Consider the following 18,743-nt stretch of genomic DNA (forward strand, 5'->3'; position numbering starts at 1 on the left):
AAGGGGACGACAGAGACGAGGAACAGACCATGAAAGGCATCTTGTTACGCTGGCTGGCTCGCTACGATGGCTGGTGCGAGGAGTGGGGACTCACACCGGAGAACCGGCGCTGCTGCGTGCCGGTGCGCCGCGAGCAGGATGACGCGCCGCAGACGGAGCGGCAGGGCGAGTCGGAATCGCTCACTGGAAATTGCGGGTCACGGCACCAGTGACGCTGTTGTAGTCGAAGGAGAGGCCAGCTGGATAGGCCGGGAAGCGGCCGATGGAGTCACGCAGGGTATAGCGGCAGTTGCTGTGCGGCTCCCCATCCGCATCTACCTGGTTGGCAGGCAGTTCGCTGGACAGGTAGTCGGCGTTGAGCTGGATCTCGGGATCCTGATCGACCGAGGCGACGGTATAGCTGCTGTCCAGCAGTCCCTGAAACAGTAGGCGGCAGTCTGACTGGTTGCTCACCGAGATGTAGTCACCCTGACCTGCGACATAGGGCTCATCTATCCCCTTGCGGCCCTGATCTTCGTCGGTGCCGGCGGGCCAGCCATAGCGGTTGATGTCGAGATTGCGCTGCCCCATGCTGCCGAGATTGTAGAGCGCCTGATCCTGCGCCTTGACCGCCCAGCCGGCATGGGCCAGCTGCACCGCGCTGGCAAAGCTGGTGGCGGTGGTGGCGACCGTACTCTTGAGAGCGTCATCCTTGAGATTGATGAAACGGGGCAGGGCGGTGACGGCCAGGATCCCCAGCACTATGATGACCAGCACCAGTTCTATCAGGGTAAAGCCGTGGCTTGTGCGTTTCATCATGATATGGACCCATTAATTACGACAAACAGGTGAGAGCGACATGCAACTGATCGACACCCATTGCCATCTCGATTTTCCGGTCTTCGATCCCGATCGGGCGGCGCTGCTGGCCGAGTGCCGCCAGCTGGGGGTGAGCGAGTATATCATCCCCGCCGTGGGAGAGGAAAACTGGGGCCGGGTGATGGCGCTGGCGGCAGAGCACGACGGTATTTCCTATGCCCTGGGTGTGCACCCCTGGTATGTGGGGGGGCAGACTCCGGCGGTATTGACCCGGTTGCGACGACTGCTGGCCGAGCGTCCACGCGGGCTGGTGGCGGTGGGCGAGTGCGGGCTGGATCTGCGCTCTCATGTGCCACAGGAGGGGCAACTCGAGATGTTCGAGGCTCAAATCAAGCTGGCTATGGAGCATGAGCTGCCCTTGATCGTCCATTCGGTGCGTGCCAACGACACTGTCGCCAAGATCCTCAGGCGCCTGCGTCCGGCCAGAGGGGGCGTCATCCACGCCTTCAGCGGTTCTCTGCAGCAGGCAGAGGCGTTCTGGCAATTGGGATTTCGGCTCGGTATCGGCGGGGTCATCAGCTTCGAGCGGGCCAACAAGACCCGAGAGGCTGTGCGCGACATGCCGCTGGAATCCTTGCTGCTGGAAACCGACGCCCCCGACATGCCGCTGCAGGGTCAGCAGGGGGCGCCCAACACCCCCGCCAACCTGCCGAAAATTGCGCAACTGCTGGCCGATTTGCGGCAACAACCGCTGGCCCATGTTGCCTCGGTGTTACGTGAATCCACTTTGCACGCTTTCCAACTGGGCAAGTCACAAATTAACAGCTGATTAACTATTGATAGCGGCATGATAAAAAACGGGATAAGTAAAAATCGTTTGCGGTCTAATTTGACGACCCCTAGCGCATTTCATGCTTATAAAATGTGACCAGCATTCTACTTTGTCGCACCGTAATTAGTATAATGCGCACCCTTGATTGATGGCTTTGAGATACAAGTTGTTAACAAGCTGGAAGGTGCTACTAAAGAGGAAGTGTTAATAATGAATTTGATAATGGGTCTGGTAGGGATGGCAACGCTCGTCCTTATCGCGGTGCTGTTCTCCAGTAATCGCAAAGCAATAAAAATTCGCACCGTTGTCGGTGCCTTTGCAATTCAAGCTGGACTGGGTGCATTCGTGCTGTACGTCCCGGTTGGCCGAGATATTCTGGTGGGTGTATCCGATGCCGTTTCCAGCGTCATCGGTTATGGCCAAAACGGTATCGAATTCCTGTTCGGTGGTCTGGTCAGCAACAAGATGTTCGAAGTATTCGGTGGCGGCGGCTTTATCTTCGCCTTCCGCGTATTGCCGGTCATCATCTTCTTCTCCTCGCTGATCGCCGTTCTTTATTACCTGGGCATCATGCAGTGGGTCATCAAACTGCTGGGTGGTGGCCTGCAAAAAGTACTGGGCACTTCCCGTACCGAATCCCTCTCCGCTACTGCCAACATCTTCGTGGGTCAGACTGAAGCCCCGCTGGTGGTGCGTCCCTTCATCTCCAAGATGACTGACTCCGAGCTGTTTGCCGTCATGTGTGGTGGTTTGGCCTCCGTTGCCGGTTCCGTACTGGCTGGCTACGCCTCCATGGGCGTCAAGATGGAATACCTGATCGCCGCCTCCTTCATGGCCGCTCCGGGTGGTCTGCTGTTCGCCAAGCTGCTGGTGCCGGAAACCGAGACCCCGAGCTACGACGAGAACAATGCCGATGGCGAGCTGGAAGACAAGCCTGCCAACGTGATCGATGCCGCTGCCGCCGGTGCTTCTGCCGGTCTGCAACTGGCCCTGAACGTCGGTGCCATGCTGCTGGCCTTCATCGGCCTGATCGCCATGATCAACGGCATCTTCTCCGGTGTGGGTGGCTGGTTCGGTTATCCGCAGCTCTCCCTGGAACTGCTGCTGGGCTGGATCTTCTCCCCGCTGGCCTTCCTGATCGGGGTGCCTTGGAGCGAAGCCATCGTGGCCGGTTCCTTCATCGGTCAGAAACTGGTGGTCAACGAGTTCGTGGCCTACCTGAACTTTGCCCCGTATCTGAAAGATGAAGTGCTGATCAATGGCGTGGCCATGTCCGACCACACCAAGGCCATCATCTCCTTCGCCCTGTGCGGCTTCGCCAACCTGTCCTCCGTTGCCATCCTGCTGGGTGGTCTGGGCTCCATGGCACCGAACCGTCGCGGCACCATTGCCAAATTTGGTCTGAAAGCCGTACTGGCTGGCTCTCTGTCCAACCTGATGTCTGCGACCATCGCAGGCTTCTTCCTGGCGCTGTCCGGCATGTAATATCGCCTGACTGTCAGGGTAAAGACGAACGCCACAGCGAGAAGCTGTGGCGTTCGCGTTTGGGGCGGTGACAACCGTTTTCCTTTCTAAACTAATAATAAAATGAGTCAAATCGGAGGTTATATGAATGAAGTGCTACTGGCGATGGCGGCCGGCTTTATCGTTGGCTTGTTGTTTTCTTTCCTCAAATTGCCGATCCCGGCCCCGCCCGTGTTGTCCGGGGTAATGGGGATCGTCGGAGTCTATCTGGGGGGGCTGGCATACTCCTGGATACTCACTCGCTTCTTCTCTTAACGCACTTTTCAGTACCGGATTTGCCAGATGTGAGGTACCTCTGAAAATGGCAAATCCGGCTTGCAAACAAGGGGTATCTCGGCTGAAATAGGCATTGCCAGCAGGGTGCTGGCATTGACTAATGCCCGATGAAATCGGGTGTTGGCGGTCAAATGGAATTGATTGGGAAGTCGGGTCAGACCTTGTCTGCCTTTCTCAAGTCTTCATGGAACCAAGTCCGCACTTTTGTAAGAAAGTGACAGGGCTCTTGCCTTATTTGCAGCCTCATTGCCCGTGCAATTGCGCTGCAATTCCATTCCCGTTTCTTTGGGAGTCGTGTCTTGCCGGTTGCGTTGCGACAGGCGGACCCATGCCCTGGAATCCGGACTAAATCGAGACTTTGGAGAACAGAATGACTGATCTGAAACTGGCCGCTCAGCGCGCCCTGAATCTGATGGACCTGACCACCCTGAACGATGACGACACCGATCAGAAGGTGATCGACCTGTGCCATAAGGCCAAGTCACCGGCTGGCCTGACCGCCGCCGTCTGCATCTACCCCCGTTTTATCCCTATCGCTCGCAAAACCCTGCGTGAGATCGGCGCTGCCGACGTACGCATTGCGACCGTGACCAACTTCCCGCACGGCAACGACGACATCGAGATCGCCGTGGCCGAAACCCGTGCCGCTGTCGCCTACGGTGCTGATGAAGTGGACGTGGTGTTCCCGTATCGCGCCTTCATGGCCGGTAATGAACAGATCGGTTTTGATCTGGTCAAAGCCTGTAAAGAGGCCTGCGGTGCCAACGTGCTGCTGAAAGTGATCATCGAAACTGGTGAACTTAAAGAAGAGGCGCTGATCCGTCGCGCTTCCGAAATCTGTATCGATGCCGGTGCCGACTTCATCAAGACCTCCACCGGCAAGGTGCCGGTCAATGCGACTCCGGAAGCGGCGCGGATCATGATGGAAGTGATCAAGGCCAAGAATCCGAAAGTCGGCTTCAAGCCTGCCGGTGGCGTGAAAGATGCCGCCGTTGCCGGTCAGTACCTGGCCATGGCCGAAGAGATCCTCGGCAACGACTGGGTATCCGCCCGTACCTTCCGCTTTGGTGCATCCAGCCTGCTGGCCAGTCTGCTGGCCACTCTGGGGCATGGCGACAAGCCGGCCAACACCAGCGGTTACTAATAGGTTGATGAGAGGGCGGACGGCTGTCCGCCCTGTTAGCCCCCACCATGCGGTGTGTGGGCAAGGATTCAGGCTTGTGTAACGCCAGCAATGGCGGAGGGAATGAAAGATGTTTTTGCCTCAAGAAATTATTCGCAAGAAGCGCAACGGTGAAGCGCTCAGTACCCAAGAAATTCAATTCTTCGTTCAGGGCATTACCAACAACACCATCGGCGAGGGGCAGATCGCCGCGCTGGCGATGGCGGTCTACTTCAAAGACATGACCATGGATGAGCGGGTTGCCCTGACCTGCGCCATGCGCGACTCCGGCATGGTGCTAACCTGGGATCACCTCAATCTGGGTGGCCCGATTGTCGACAAGCACTCCACTGGCGGTGTGGGTGATGTGGTCTCCCTGATGCTTGGCCCGATGGTCGCCGCCTGCGGCGGTTTCGTGCCGATGATCTCCGGCCGTGGTCTGGGCCACACCGGCGGTACCCTCGACAAGCTGGATGCCATTCCCGGCTACCAGACCTCGGTCGACAACGATCGTTTCCTGAAAGTGGTGAAAGAGGCTGGTGTCGCCATCATCGGCCAGACCGGCGATCTGGCCCCGGCTGACAAGCGTATCTATGCAGTACGGGACATCACCGCCACCGTTGAATCCATCGCGATGATCACCGGCTCCATCCTCTCCAAGAAGCTCGCCTCCGGGCTCGAAGCGCTGGTGATGGATGTGAAAGTTGGCTCCGGTGCCTTTATGCCGACCTTTGAAGCCTCCGAAGAGCTGGCCAAGAGCATAGTCGCGGTGGCCAACGGTGCTGGCTGCCGTACTTCGGCGCTCTTGACCGACATGAACCAGGTGCTGGCCTCCAGCGCCGGCAACGCGGTGGAAGTGCGTGAAGCGGTGCGCTACCTGACCGGTGAATACCGCAACCCGCGCATTCACGCCGTGACCATGGCACTGTGTGCCGAGATGCTGATCTCCGCCGGCCTGGCCAGCGATGACGGCGAGGCCCGTCGCAAACTGCAGGCGGTGCTGGACAACGGCAAGGCGGCCGAGATCTTCGGTCGCATGGTGACCGGCCTCGGCGGCCCGGGCGACTTCATGGAGCGCTACGATCACCACCTGCCGAAAGCCGCCATCGTGCGCCCCGTCTATGCTGCCAACAGCGGTTTCGTGACCGCCATGGACACCCGTGAACTGGGTCTGGCCGTGGTCGCCATGGGCGGTGGCCGTCGCGCTGCCGGTGACAAACTTGATTATGCGGTCGGTCTGACCGACTTTATCCGCCTGGGTCAAAGCGTCGAGGCAGACAAGCCGCTCGCCCTGATCCACGCTCAAACTGAAGAGCAATTCGCTCAGGCTGCCAGCATGGTGCAGGCCGCCGTCAAGATCGGTGACACCCGACCAGAGGCGCTGCCCGAGGTCTACCGTCGCATCGGTCTGGCTGATTTGTAACAAGGGGAAGTCCCATGAAACGTACCTTTATTCTGATGATGGACTCTTTCGGTATTGGCGCTGCCGCCGACGCCGACAAGTTCGGAGATGTGGGCGCCAATACCCTTGGCCATATCGCCAAGGCCTGCGCCGCCGGTGAGATCGAAGGCCGTGGCGCCCTCAATCTGCCGAACCTCAGCAAGCTGGGTCTGGGTCACGCAGGCGAACTCGCCAGCGGCACCTTCCCGGCCGGTCTGAACAAGGACATCGACGTGGTCGGCGCCTACGGCTTTGCCCAGGAGCTCTCCTCCGGCAAGGATACCCCGTCCGGTCACTGGGAGATCGCCGGTGTGCCCGTGCTGTTCGAGTGGGGTTACTTCCATGACCACCACAACAGCTTCCCGCAGGAGCTGCTGGACGCCATCGTCGAGAAGGCCGGTCTGCCGGGGTATCTGGGCAACTGCCACGCCTCCGGTACCCAGGTGCTGGATGATCTGGGCGAAGAGCACATGCGCACCGGCAAGCCGATCCTCTACACCTCTGCCGACTCCGTGTTCCAGATCGCCTGCCACGAAGAGACTTACGGCCTCGAGAAGCTCTATGAGCTGTGCCACATAGTGCGCGAGCTGCTGGAGCCCTACAACATCGGCCGCGTCATCGCGCGTCCGTTCGTGGGCAGCGGCAAGGGCAACTTCAAGCGCACCGGCAACCGCCACGACTACTCCGTGCTGCCGCCGGCACCGACCGTGCTGGACTACATGAAGGAAGCGGGCGGCCAGGTGGTCTCCATCGGCAAGATCGCCGATATCTATGCCCAGCAGGGCATCACCAAGCAGGTGAAGGGGACCGGTCTGACCGAGCTGTGGGATCGTACTCTGGAAGAGGTGAAAGCGGCCGGTGACCAGACCATCGTCTTCACCAACTTCGTCGACTTCGACTCCTCCTACGGTCACCGTCGCGACGTGAAGGGCTACGCCGATGCGCTGGAGTATTTCGACTCCCGCCTGCCGGAGCTGTTCGAGTTGCTGGAAGATGGCGACGTGGTAGTGCTGACCGCCGACCACGGCTGCGATCCGACCTGGGGTGGTACCGATCACACCCGCGAGTACATTCCGGTGCTGTTCTACGGCAAGCCGGTCAAGGCCGGCTCCGTCGGTCGTCGCGAGACGTTCGCCGACATCGGCCAGAGCATCGCGGCGTACCACGGCCTGCCCAAACTGGCATACGGTACCAGCTTCCTGTAATTTACCCGCCCGCCGCCTCGGCGGCGGGCAACCAATAAAGACAATAAAACTCAACCTAGTGTGAAGGAATCAAGAGAATGGCAACTCCTCATATCAATGCGAAAGATGGCGCCTTTGCTGATACCGTGCTGATGCCGGGCGACCCCCTGCGCGCCAAGTACATCGCCGAGACTTTCCTGGAGAACGTCGAGCAGGTGTGCGACGTGCGCAACATGTTCGGTTTCACCGGTACCTACAAGGGTCGTCGCATCTCCATCATGGGTCACGGCATGGGCATCCCGTCCTGCTCCATCTATGCAAAAGAGCTGATCACCGATTACGGCGTGAAGACCCTGATCCGTGTCGGTTCCTGCGGAGCCGTGCGTGAAGACGTGAAACTGCGTGACGTGGTGATCGGCATGGGTGCCTGTACTGACTCCAAAGTGAACCGTCTGCGCTTCAAGGATCACGACTTCGCCGCCATCGCCGACTTCGATCTGGTTGCCAATGCCGTACAGGCCGCCAAGAACAAGGGCGTCGCCGTGCGCGTGGGCAACATCTTCTCCGCCGACCTGTTCTACACCCCGGACCCCTCCATGTTCGACGTCATGGAAAAGTACGGCATCCTGGGTGTCGAGATGGAAGCCGCCGGCATCTACGGCGTGGCTGCAGAGTACGGTGCCAAGGCACTGACCATCTGCACCGTCTCCGACCATATCCGTACCGGTGAGCAGACCACCTCCGAAGAGCGTCAGCTGACCTTCAACGACATGATCGAAATCGCGCTGGATTCCGTCCTGCTGGGCGACAACTAATCCCCCTCGCGCATGAATAATGACAACGGCGGCCTTCGGGCCGCCGTTTTGCATTGCAAGGATGGCAGCTCAGAGGTCGAGGGCGAAGCGCCCCTTGCCGGCCTGCTTGGCTTGGTACATGGCGCTGTCGGCCCGGTGCAGCAGATCGTCGATGTGACAATACTGGCCCGAGTGACAGAGCGCACCGCCAATGCTGCCGGCGAGGGGCAACAGGTGGCCGGCCACGTCGGCCGGCACCGCCATGGCCGCCAGCAACCGCTCGCACAGGGCGGGCAGCTCGAGCTCTGGCTGGCGCAGGGCCGGCAGTATGATGGTGAACTCGTCGCCAGCCAAGCGCGCCACCATGTCGCCGGGGCGTACCTCGGCACTCAGCACGCTGGCGAAGCGTTGCAGCAGAGCGTCGCCGACGTGATGGCCGAGCTGATCGTTGATCCGCTTGAAGCCGTCGAGATCGAGAAACAGCAGGCCCAGGGTCTCGGCATTCTGGCGCACCCGCTCCAGCTCCCGGGAGAGGCGCAGGGTGAAGGCGCGCCGATTGGGCAGGCCGGTGAGGGGGTCGTGGGCCGCCTCGTGCTCCAGCTGGTTCTGCAGCGCCTTGAACTCGGTGATGTCGCTGCCGAGAATGTAGACCCCCGGCTCATCGCCCCGGCTCGGGATCATGGTGATCCTGAGATCGCGCGGGCCGATGGGCAGCTCGAAACGGTTCTCGAAGCTCACCTGCTCGCCGGCGAGGGCCCGTTCCAGATGGGCGATGGCCCGGCCGTAGGCCGCGTCGCCGATCACCTCCCGCACGCTCATCTCCCGCATCCGCTCGGTATCGAGCCCGAAGTAGCGGCAGTAGGCCTGGTTGGCGAACAGGTAGCGCCCCTCGGGCGAGACCATGCTGATGGTGACCGGCAGGCCGTCGGTGATGGCCCGCAGCCTGGCCCGCCCGCGCTCAATCTCGGCCAGCACCTGGCGGCGAGCCGTGATGTCGTGCAAAAACAGGGCGATGCGCACCTTGCCGTCGAACTGGTAACGCTCGGCAATCACCTCCACCGGGATGCGCCGGCCATCGTGGGTGCCGATCTCGCACTCCAGACGGCGCGCAGCACTCTGGGGATGGGTCAGCTGGGCCAGCAGGGGGTGAGCGCTGCCGAGCAGGGCGGGCAGGGTACGCCCCAGCATCTCTTCGGGGTGCCAGCCAAGCAGGGTGGTGGAGGCCGGGTTCCAGCCGGTGATGACCAGCGCCTCGTCGAGTTCGAGGAAGGCGTTGCTGGTGTGTTCCAGCATGTGCTGCAGGCGGCGCTGCTCTTGCCACAGGCGCTGCTGCATGGCGCCGCGCTCCTGCATCTCGCGATGCAGTTGCTCCACCGTGCTCGACAGCTCGCGGGTGCGCTCACGGACCTGCCGCTCGAGCCCCTGCTGCAGTTGCAGCAGCTCGGCTTCGGCCTGCTTGCGCTCGGTAAGGTCGGCGAACACGGCGATCAGGTGCGGCGCCATGGTGCGGCTATGGCACAGGGTCACGCTGAGCTGGACCCAGCACTGGCTGCCGTCGGCCCGGATCATCCGCTTCTCCAGCCGGTAGTCCTGCCGTTGCCCCGCGAGCAGGGCGTTGAACAGGGGCAGCTCGCGCGGCAGATCCTCGGGATGTGTCATGGCGTGCCAGGTGCGGCTCAGCATCGCCTGCTCGCTGTAGCCGAGCAGCCGCTCCAGCCCCGGGTTGGCCCGCAGCCACTTGCCTTCGAGGGAGGAGAGGGCCATGCCCACCGACGACTGGTTGAAGGTGAGGGTGAACAGGTGATCCTTGTCCTCCAGCACCTGATTGAGGCTGCGCACCTGATGGCGCCGCTCCAGATCGTGCAGGGTGTTCTCCACCAGGCGGCCGAAGTCATCGAGATCGCGGCAGGCCTCCTGGTCGAGGTGACGCGGGGCATGATCCACCAGACAGAGGGTGCCGAGCACCACGCCATCCAGCGCCCGCAGTGGCCGCCCGGCATAGAAGACCACGTGCGGCTCCTCGGTCACCAGCGGGTTGTCGGCAAACCGCGGGTCGAGCCGGGCATCCGGCACCTGCATGATGTCGGGACGCAGGATGGCGTGGCCGCAAAAGGAGTGCTCCCGGCTGATCTCGCACAGGGCGACGCCGGTGCGGGCAAGAAACCACTGCCGGTTCACGTCGGTCAGCGAGACCATGGCGATGGGCAGCGAGAAATGGCGGGTAATGAGCCGGGTCAGGCGATCCAGCTGATCGATGGGCTCGCGGTCAAGCAGGCCGAGGATGCGGAGTCGTTCCAGTCGACTCTCTTCATCCAGCGGCAGAGAGGGGGCAATCATACAGCGCTCCTGCTGGTGGCATTGCCAGTTTCGGGTCGGGGGATCGCGCCGCCTTATTGCGGCTCGACCGGTTTGCTTTTCTTCTTGTGCTTGCGCACCCGCATGTAGTTGCGACGGATCCCGTAGGAGATGAGCAACCCGGCCAGCAGGGCGACCAGCAGCATCAGCCGCTGCTTCTCCTGTACCACCTTGAGTCGGGTATCCTTGTCCGCCAGCATCTGCTGCTCTTCCAGCGTAATGCGCAGATACCCCAGGGTCTGCTCCCCATCCAGGATCTCCTGCACGAACTGGATGCGCCCCTTGCCCTGTTCCGGTATCGACTTGTTGCTGTCGCCGATGGGCAGCAGGCTGTCCAGCGGCACCGCATTGTCCGACTGGGCGAGGGGGATGCCACGGGCATCGTAGAGGGTGACATCGAGGATCTCGGGCTCGGCGGCCAGATCCTGGGCCAGCCGCTCCAGCTCGCTGTTCTTGTCCTCCTTGAGCCAGCGCTTCATGTCGCGGGCAGCGTAGGCCACCAGCGCCTGGGCCCGGTTGCGTGCCTCGCTGTGCAGCGAAGCCTGGCTCTCACCCTGCATGTGGATGAGTACCGCGAGCACCCAGAGCCCGAGCAGGACGCCGGCACCGAGACTGAGCACGCGTTTGATGGGGAGATGACGCAAGCGTTGAGCCTTTTGCTAACAAGGGGTGGCGGGATCTTGGCGCTTGCCTGTACAAAAAGCAATACGCTACTCTGGGCCAGCATTGTTAACCCCATGATCACCAAGGAAGGCGTTATCCCTATGTTGTTGTCCCAATTGCCCGCAGAGATTTCAGAGTGGCCCGAGTGCCTGTCCGGCGCCCCCTGGTGGGAGGCGACGCCGCAGGCGCTGCTGCCTGCCGCCAGTGCGCTGGATGGCGGCTGGCTGGTGCTGTTCGGGCGCGCGCTGGCCGGTCATCATCTCGGGCGGCTGGCCGGGCTGCTGGCGCAGCACGCGTTGCAGGCCAGGCTCTATCCGCCCGCCATGCCGGCCGGAGTGCCTCTGCTGCTGCTGGGCACGGATCGCTTCTCACCCGCTCTGGTACAGGCGCTCAAGGGGGAGGAGTGGGACATCGATCTGTGTCATCTGCCAGCCCTGCCCAGTCTGGCGGAGCCCGGTTTGCTGGTGATGGACATGGACTCCACCGCCATCCGCATCGAGTGCATCGACGAGATCGCCCGGTTGGCCGGGGTCGGCGAGCAGGTGGCGGCGGTCACGGCGGCTGCCATGCAGGGCCAGCTGGAGTTTGCCGACAGCCTGCGGGCCAGGGTCGCCCTGCTGGAAGGGGCGCCGGTCACCCTTCTCGACCAGGTGGCGGCCGACATGCCCTGGATGCCGGGCCTGCAGTTGATGGTCGATACCCTCAAACAGGCCGGTTGGAAGGTGGCGATCGCCTCCGGTGGTTTCACCCGTTTTGCTGGCCAGTTGCAGCGGGAGCTGGGGCTGGACGCCATCTTCGCCAACGAGCTGGCGGTGGAAGGGCAACAGCTGACCGGCAAGGTGAGCGGGCGTATCGTCGATGCCGCCGTCAAGGCCGAGGTACTGCAGCAGCTGGCGCAGGAGTATGGCATCGCCGCTGGCCAGACCGTGGCCGTCGGCGATGGCGCCAACGATCTCAAGATGATGGGAGTGGCCGGGCTCGGCATCGCCATTCACGCCAAGCCGCTGGTGCGGGCGCAGGCGGCGGCTACCCTCAATTACCACGATCTGGAAGGGGTGATCTGCCTGCTCGGTGCGCTGGCCTGCCGCCAGCAGCGCTGGGATCGCCGCTAGTCGCGGCGCCTCGACAAGGCCCCCACGTCACGGAGGACGTAGTCTCAAAATGGAACTGTTACAGCAATCCCTGTTTATTCCCTGCGGCGCACATCGGCTGCACGTGCGCCACATTCAGCCGCGGGTCGCGGTACATGGCGAGCCGATCCTGATGGTGCACGGTGCCATCGAGAACGGCCGCATCTTCTACACCGAATCGGGCAAGGGACTGGCCTGCTTTCTGGCCCGCCACGGCTATCAGGTCTATGTGGCCGACCTGCGGGGACGGGGGCTGAGCACGCCGGCCATCGCCGAGCAGGCCGAACATGGCCAGCATGAGCTCATCACCGAGGATCTGCCGGCCCTGCACCGCTGGATTGCCGCCCGCCATGCTGGCTTCAAGCTGCACTGGATGGCCCACTCCTGGGGCGGCGTCATCATGGCGTCGACCCTGGTGCGCTTCCCCGAGTTGGCGGAGCAGGTGGCCAGTCTGGTGTTCTTTGGCACCAAGCGCGGCGTGTCGGTACAAAATCCGGAGCGCTGGCTGAAGGTGGATCTGATCTGGAACCGGCTGGCCCCCTGGCTGGCCAGGCGCAACGGCTTTCTGGCCGCGCGCAGTCTGAAGATCGGGGCGGATGATGAGCCGCTGCGTTACCTGCAGGAGACCATCCCCTGGGTCAAATGCGGCCCCTGGCAGGATCCCAGCGACGGGTTCGCCTATGACGAGGCGGCCGCCCGGGTCAACTGGCCACCGCTCTGGATGATCTCGGCCAAGGCGGACAAGGTGCTGGGTCACCCGACCGACGTGCGCCGTTTCAGTGCCGAGATGGGCTCGGCCGCCCGCCATACCCGCCTCGGCCGGGACAACGGCAACCGGCTCGATTACGACCACATCAACATGTTGACCGCCCCGCAGGCGCAGGAAGATCACTTCCCGCAGATCCTTGAATGGCTGCTCAACCCGCAGGCGGCCTGACAAAGACCGGGCTGGTGGCGCCGGTCATCCGGTGTACTGATGGATGCACAAACCATGGCGGGCCAGAGGCCGGCCATGGTTTTATTGCCTGCCCGCCTGGTTGAGGGCCGTGGTTTGCAGAGGGCTGCTCAATTGACGGGCGCCGTGATGCCGAGCCGGAACAGGGTCGCCTGGCTGGTATCGGTCAGCTCGCCCACTCCCACCACGCTCCACAACTCCTCTTCCAGCTTCTTGGCCTTGTGAATGGCGAACTTGGCGATGTAGTCCAGCTCGTTGGCGATGAAGTTGGTGTCGGGGCGGCCGGTGCGGGAGATGCCCACCAGCACCGAGTAGAACTCCCCTTGGCGCAGCGCCTGTTCGATGAAGCTGCGCTTCTCCGCCACATTCTTGAAGCTGCTGGCGAGCCGGCTGGTGAAGATGGGCAGGCCGGCCGCCGTCTGCAGACTGGCAATGTAGACCTCCTCCTCCTGGGGCTGATCCTCCCGCTCGATGGCCCGCAGCGGGTTCATGATGAGCTGTTTGAGCAATTCGCCCTGGAACAGGGGATAGAGGTTGTCCTGGTCACCCTGCTCGGCACAGGCTTTCAGCAGCCGCGACAGGCTGCGCGCCTGCGGGGCATGTCCGATGGAGGCCGGCCTGGGGGCGCCCTTCAGCTTGTTGATGTAGACCGGGGTGCTGAAGACGTGGTGGGTGTAGATGTTGCGCAGCGCCCGTGCCATGCCGCGATAGCGGCGCTGCTCCTGGGCTGCTTTGAGCTTGTTCTGGTTGCTCTCGATCAGCAGCTTGAAGAACTGGCGGCCGGTGTGGCGCTCCGGATCGCCCTCGATGCACAGGTGCAGCAAGGTGCGGGTCAGGTTGATGCTGACCAGCCGGTAGGGCAGGCGCTGCAGATCCATGCTCTTGGAGAGCTCCTGCAGGCGCGGCAGGGCGATGGTGACGATGTCGTCCTTCACCCCCTCGAACGGCTCTTCCAGCTCGATCTGCATGCCGTGAGCCGAGATGTCGCGGGTCCAGCCGAGCCAGGCGCGACCATTGTGCTTGATGGCCACGGCCGTCTTGTGGATGTAGCGGGCCTCCTTGCGCAGCTGGACATAGTGCAGCGTCTCTATTTCGAAGGGGGCGGCACTGCTGTCGTGGCCGAAGCGCTGCAGTTCGTTGGCATTGTGCTGGGCGCTGGCATCGTACTGGAACTCTTCCCGCTGGCTGTCGAGGCCGACATCCTGCAGCAGGCCGACATAGCTTATCTGCTTGAGCCGCTCCTGCAGCAGCATGTCTTGCAGCTGGGGGCTCTCCTTGCTCTGCTGGCTGGCCAGATCGGCCTCGTGCAGGTCACAGCGCTCCAGGCTGAATTTGTAGACTCGCCAGCTGGGGCGCCGGGCGCCGACCTGGAAGAAGAGCGACATCAGCCCGCTCTGCAACAGCTCTTCCCGGGTGGCGGAGAAGAAATAGAGGTGACTGCGTACCGAGTGGGTGAAGCAGTAGATCAGGGTCTCTTTCAATTCCCCCGCTGCCGGCAGCAGGGCCTGCATGCGGGTGGCGGAGAACAGGCTGGCGAGCATGTCGCGGTTCTTGGCATCGCGCCAGTATTCCAGGATGTGCTGGTTGTTCTCGGTGCGCAGGGCGATCTCGAGGCTGGGGCTGTCGCCCGAGCCGAAAAACAGCGGCATGCCGGTCATGCGCGGCAGATAGAACTGCTCATACCCCTTGATGATGGCGGCGGAGAGCAGGTAGTCGACGCTGACCCGATAGCGGCTCTTGTTGCTCTCGATGAACTCGCTAAGAAACTGGTCGAAGCCGGGGTGTTCGCCGGTTTTGACCAGCCTGAGCCAGAACTTGCCCTCCTTGCTCTCTTCCCCGAGGATCTGGTAGCTGACCGAATGGTGCAGGACCGGGTTGGCATGATCCCGCTCCAGCCCGGTGAAGAACACCTCGACCTGGGCGCCGGTCTGGTAGTTGGGCAGATAGGGCACCGAGACCCGGATCCCGCCGAGGGAAAGATCGGAGCTTTTGGCAAACAGCTTGTCGCCATCGGCAAACTTGATCAGCACGGGGGAGCTGAAGTGCATCCGCTCCTGACGTCGGCCATAGTAGCTGGCAAAGGCGATGGGGTTGACATCGTACTGGCGAAACGGGCTGGCAGGTGGCTGCAGCGGGCCATCGCTCTTGCCATGGTGGTGTTTCTGCCAGTATTGCAGTGCCTCATAGACTCCCAGGGTGTAATCGTCTTTGTAGAGATAGCATTGGGACTGGAACAGACCGATGGCTTCGGCCGGCATGAAGTGGGTGATCCCGTCGGATTCATGGACCAGACACTCGTCACCCAGTTCGTCCCGCATGTCGATCACGCGACGGCAGGGGGTGCATCTGCGCTTGATCTCCATCTTGATCAGAAAACGGCTGTTGCTGTTTTCATCCTGGGTCAGGCGATTGAAGATGTCATCGAAATCCTTTTCTCTGAGCAGGGGGATGAGCTGTTCAATAAGGTGCTGTTGTTGTTCTGAATCCATGTGTTCCTGCCACGGAAAGTCACTTTTCCGATTCTGGGTTTGATCTGTCGGTCGCAAACAAGTATATCAAGCAGGAATTCATCCTGTCCCCGAGTTATCCATGGCCAAAAACAAAACTGCCTATGTTTGTACTGAATGTGGCGCCGACTTCACACGCTGGCAGGGCCAGTGCAGTGAGTGCAAGGAGTGGAACACCATCAGCGAGGTGCGCCTCGGCTCGGTGACCCCGGGCAAGAGTGCCCGTTATACCGGTTATGCCGGCGCCATCGGCAGCCAGGTGCAGACGCTGGCGGAGATCGCCACCACCGAGATCCCACGCTTCTCTTCCGGTTTCAAGGAGCTGGACCGGGTCCTGGGTGGCGGGGTGGTGCCGGGCTCGGCAATCCTGATCGGTGGCAACCCGGGGGCGGGCAAGTCGACCCTGCTGCTGCAGACCATGTGCGGTCTGGCGGAGCGGATGAAGACCCTCTATGTCACCGGCGAGGAGTCGCTGCAGCAGGTGGCGATGCGGGCCTCTCGCCTCGGCCTGCCGACCGACAAGCTGCGCATGCTGTCGGAGACCTCGGTCGAGCAGATCTGCCTGATTGCCCAGCAGGAGCAGCCACAGATCATGGTCATCGACTCCATCCAGGTGATGCATGTGGCGGATGTGCAGTCGGCGCCGGGTTCAGTGTCTCAGGTGCGGGAAGCCGCCGCCCTGCTGACCCGCTATGCCAAACAGAATCATGTCGCCATCTTCATGGTGGGCCACGTGACCAAGGATGGCACCCTGGCCGGCCCCAAGGTACTGGAGCACTGCATCGACTGCTCCGTGTTGCTCGATGGCGGCCACGACTCCCGCTTCCGGACCCTGCGCTCCCACAAGAACCGCTTCGGGGCGGTCAACGAGCTCGGTGTCTTCGCCATGACCGGGCAGGGGATGCGGGAGGTGAGCAACCCCTCCGCCATCTTCCTCAGCCGCGGTGAAGAGCAGGCGCCGGGGTCGGTGGTGATGGTGATCTGGGAGGGCACCCGTCCCCTGCTGGTGGAACTGCAGGCGCTGGTTGATTATTCCCAGCTCTCCAACCCGCGCCGGGTGGCGGTGGGGATGGATCACAACCGTCTCGCCATGTTGCTGGCGGTGCTGCATCGCCACGGCGGCCTGCAGATGGCGGATCAGGATGTCTTCATCAACGTGGTTGGCGGGGTCAAGGTCGAAGAGACCAGCGCGGATCTGGCCCTGCTGCTCTCCATGGTCTCCAGTTTCCGGGATCAATCCCTGCCCAAGGATCTGGTGGTGTTCGGGGAAGTGGGGCTGTCCGGCGAGATCCGGCCCGTGCCCTCCGGCCAGGAGCGGTTGCAGGAGGCCGCCAAGCATGGCTTCCGCCGGGCCATAGTGCCGTACGCCAACGCACCCAAGCATCCCATCGAAGGCATGGAAGTGGTGCCGGTCAAGAAGCTGGCCGATGCCCTGGAGGCTTTGTAATCGGCATGGTGGCCGTAGGCAGGCAATAAAAAGGAGCGCAATGGCGCTCCTTTTTACATCGGGTATACCGCTCAGGGGTGGGGGTGTTCGAGATGTTCGCTCAGCAGCTGCTCCAGCTCCCGGTGCAGCAAGTCTTCATCCCCGACGTTGAGCTCGATCATCCGCTTGAGGTGGGTGGCGCTGTCGATGTCGATGTGATGGCAGTAGAACCCCAGCTTCTTGCTGGCTTCATGGGTCAGCATGACCTGCATCTTGATCTCGATGTCGCTGCCGCTCAGCACGAAGCTGAGTGAATACTCTTTGTTGTCGTGGCTTTCCCAGTCATCGGGCCGGATCAACAGGGCGCCCTGCAGGGAGATATCCACCAGCTGGGTCCGCCATTTCTTATCTCCCTGGACGAGGTCGGCCATGGTCAAGTAGAGGATCCGTGAAAAACGGCGACGCTCGGACATTCTCATCTCCTGTCAGCAATAGGAATTGGAGCTAAAGGTCATGACATAGAGTGTAATGCACCTTGCACATCAGGATCTTGAACTGGCTCCGAAATTGGATATCAAACCTGCTGGGCGCTGAGTGACTCCACGACCTGCAATGCTTTGATCAGCCGATCTTCCTGTTTGAAACGATCTTCCAGCACGGGACCTAGCTGGTTCAGATCCTCATCCAGCAACAGCAACTGGGCCTCATCGGCATTGCTGTACTTGTCGTTGAACTCCAGCGCGAACTCGGTGCAGGCCCGGATGTGGGGATAGATGCGTTTCGCCAGTTCCAGCTTGTCGCCGCTGGCCTGTTCGAAGGCGGTCACCACGTGGTTGTAGATCTCGAAGTGTCCGGCGCTGACGTAGTCGACCAGGCGTTCACAGAAGCCTTGCAGTTCCACATGGCCGGGCAGCGAACGCTGCTTGGTGCGGGCGGGAGTCAGTCCGGCAAGTCGCATGTATTCGACCAGCAATGCCTGCCTGGCATCCAGCCAGTCGTCGATAGCTCTGTGCTTTCCTGCCAATGCGCGTTTGGTTTGTTCCAGTTCAGTTAACATAGTCCCTCCGTGGGGCATAGGCATGGAGTGCTATCGTGACGGGCCTCCGGCCTTTTTATTGACTGACGACACCCTCCTATAACTAAATAACTGATCCCAATAGTGCTACACCTTCGCTGTGCCATAGCCATTCCCCGGGAAAGGAGACACTGTGTTCATGAAGTGTTTCACTCGGGCCAGCAGACTGGCCATTCCTCTGCATTGATGATTGCGCGTGATGGTTTCATGTAACTTGTGCCACAGCCGTTCTATGTGATTAACCCAAGGGCTGTAAACTGGCTGGAATACCATGCAGAACTTGGGATTCTTCTTCAACCATCGCTCGGTCTGCTTGCTTTTGTGAATGATGTAGTTATCGAGGATCAGCGTGATGGTTTTGGCTCGTCGGTAGTGGTGACGCAGCTTTTCCAGCATGGCGATAAACAGCGATGAGTTTTTCTTTATCCCGCTGACGTAAAGCACTCTTCCGTTGCCTGCATGGAGAACGCCTGCCAGGTAATGTTTGGCGTTCTGTCCCGGTGTGACAACCCGCTTTTGCTGCGCTCTGAACATCCAGTCGGCCCCTAATTTGGGATTGAGGTCTATATCGACTTCATCCTCATAAAACACTGGATTAGCGGTATCACAGCGGGCCAGCGC

17 protein-coding genes are annotated in these 18,743 nt (G+C 61.4%); 10 read left to right on the plus strand and 7 right to left on the minus strand.

Annotation, left to right across the window (positions count from 1 at the left end; genetic code table 11):
- Positions 1–180 precede the first annotated feature (180 nt).
- Complete coding sequence (gene tppF, locus PG899_RS15620) at positions 181–798, minus strand: type IVa pilus pseudopilin TppF (protein WP_011707416.1); 618 nt, start codon at positions 796–798, stop codon at positions 181–183.
- A 40-nt stretch (positions 799–838) separates the two neighbouring features.
- Here tppF and PG899_RS15625 point away from each other — a divergent pair, with 40 nt between their 5' ends.
- The 7 genes from PG899_RS15625 (at position 839) to deoD (ending at position 8,032) form a co-directional block, all read left to right on the plus strand.
- Positions 839–1,627: a TatD family hydrolase gene (locus PG899_RS15625; RefSeq protein ID WP_060390690.1), complete on the plus strand. Its 789-nt coding sequence runs from the start codon at positions 839–841 to the stop codon at positions 1,625–1,627.
- Positions 1,628–1,840: 213 nt separating this feature from the next.
- A complete protein-coding gene (locus PG899_RS15630) occupies positions 1,841–3,115 on the plus strand; it encodes a NupC/NupG family nucleoside CNT transporter (RefSeq protein WP_011707414.1) in 1,275 nt (424 codons plus the stop codon).
- A 123-nt stretch (positions 3,116–3,238) separates the two neighbouring features.
- Complete coding sequence (locus tag PG899_RS15635) at positions 3,239–3,409, plus strand: XapX domain-containing protein (RefSeq protein WP_005305103.1); 171 nt, start codon at positions 3,239–3,241, stop codon at positions 3,407–3,409.
- Positions 3,410–3,800: 391 nt separating this feature from the next.
- On the plus strand, positions 3,801–4,574 hold the full coding sequence (gene deoC / locus PG899_RS15640) for a deoxyribose-phosphate aldolase (protein WP_077095148.1): 774 nt from the start codon (positions 3,801–3,803) through the stop codon (positions 4,572–4,574).
- Positions 4,575–4,683: 109 nt separating this feature from the next.
- Positions 4,684–6,015 (plus strand): thymidine phosphorylase, encoded by a 1,332-nt coding sequence (deoA, locus tag PG899_RS15645; protein ID WP_016351989.1) that lies wholly within the window; start codon positions 4,684–4,686, stop codon positions 6,013–6,015.
- 14 nt (positions 6,016–6,029) lie between these two features.
- Entirely contained in the window at positions 6,030–7,238 is a 1,209-nt protein-coding gene (locus tag PG899_RS15650) for a phosphopentomutase (protein WP_011707411.1), read from the plus strand.
- A 77-nt stretch (positions 7,239–7,315) separates the two neighbouring features.
- The gene (gene deoD / locus PG899_RS15655) at positions 7,316–8,032 is read left to right on the plus strand and encodes a purine-nucleoside phosphorylase (protein WP_011707410.1); all 717 of its coding nucleotides are present in this window, start codon (positions 7,316–7,318) and stop codon (positions 8,030–8,032) included.
- 69 nt (positions 8,033–8,101) lie between these two features.
- On the opposite strand, the gene PG899_RS15660 is transcribed toward deoD, so the two are convergent.
- Positions 8,102–10,348: a sensor domain-containing diguanylate cyclase gene (locus PG899_RS15660; protein WP_190283793.1), complete on the minus strand. Its 2,247-nt coding sequence runs from the start codon at positions 10,346–10,348 to the stop codon at positions 8,102–8,104.
- Between the two features lie 53 nt (positions 10,349–10,401).
- The gene (locus PG899_RS15665) at positions 10,402–11,010 is read right to left on the minus strand and encodes an AhpA/YtjB family protein (RefSeq protein WP_017411238.1); all 609 of its coding nucleotides are present in this window, start codon (positions 11,008–11,010) and stop codon (positions 10,402–10,404) included.
- A gap of 120 nt (positions 11,011–11,130) precedes the next feature.
- Here PG899_RS15665 and serB point away from each other — a divergent pair, with 120 nt between their 5' ends.
- On the plus strand, positions 11,131–12,141 hold the full coding sequence (serB, locus tag PG899_RS15670) for a phosphoserine phosphatase SerB (RefSeq protein WP_077095146.1): 1,011 nt from the start codon (positions 11,131–11,133) through the stop codon (positions 12,139–12,141).
- A gap of 49 nt (positions 12,142–12,190) precedes the next feature.
- Positions 12,191–13,096: an alpha/beta fold hydrolase gene (locus PG899_RS15675; protein WP_011707407.1), complete on the plus strand. Its 906-nt coding sequence runs from the start codon at positions 12,191–12,193 to the stop codon at positions 13,094–13,096.
- Positions 13,097–13,224: 128 nt separating this feature from the next.
- Here PG899_RS15675 and PG899_RS15680 read toward each other — a convergent pair whose 3' ends face one another.
- Complete coding sequence (locus tag PG899_RS15680; RefSeq protein ID WP_077095145.1) at positions 13,225–15,603, minus strand: PilZ domain-containing protein; 2,379 nt, start codon at positions 15,601–15,603, stop codon at positions 13,225–13,227.
- 100 nt (positions 15,604–15,703) lie between these two features.
- Here PG899_RS15680 and radA point away from each other — a divergent pair, with 100 nt between their 5' ends.
- Positions 15,704–17,068, plus strand: a complete 1,365-nt coding sequence (radA, locus tag PG899_RS15685) for a DNA repair protein RadA (RefSeq protein ID WP_024945847.1) — start codon at positions 15,704–15,706, stop codon at positions 17,066–17,068.
- A gap of 71 nt (positions 17,069–17,139) precedes the next feature.
- On the opposite strand, the gene PG899_RS15690 is transcribed toward radA, so the two are convergent.
- The 3 genes from PG899_RS15690 to PG899_RS15700 form a co-directional block, all read right to left on the minus strand.
- Positions 17,140–17,520 carry a PilZ domain-containing protein gene (locus tag PG899_RS15690; RefSeq protein WP_011707404.1) on the minus strand — a complete coding sequence of 127 codons (381 nt, stop codon included), beginning with the start codon at positions 17,518–17,520 and terminating at the stop codon, positions 17,140–17,142.
- 101 nt (positions 17,521–17,621) lie between these two features.
- Positions 17,622–18,104, minus strand: a complete 483-nt coding sequence (locus tag PG899_RS15695) for an Rsd/AlgQ family anti-sigma factor (protein ID WP_011707403.1) — start codon at positions 18,102–18,104, stop codon at positions 17,622–17,624.
- A gap of 105 nt (positions 18,105–18,209) precedes the next feature.
- Positions 18,210–18,743: IS630 family transposase (locus PG899_RS15700; protein ID WP_270697477.1), on the minus strand; the 534-nt coding region annotated here is incomplete at its 5' end.

It is taken from the genome of Aeromonas sp. QDB39 (assembly GCF_027707585.1).
Lineage (GTDB): Bacteria > Pseudomonadota > Gammaproteobacteria > Enterobacterales > Aeromonadaceae > Aeromonas > Aeromonas hydrophila.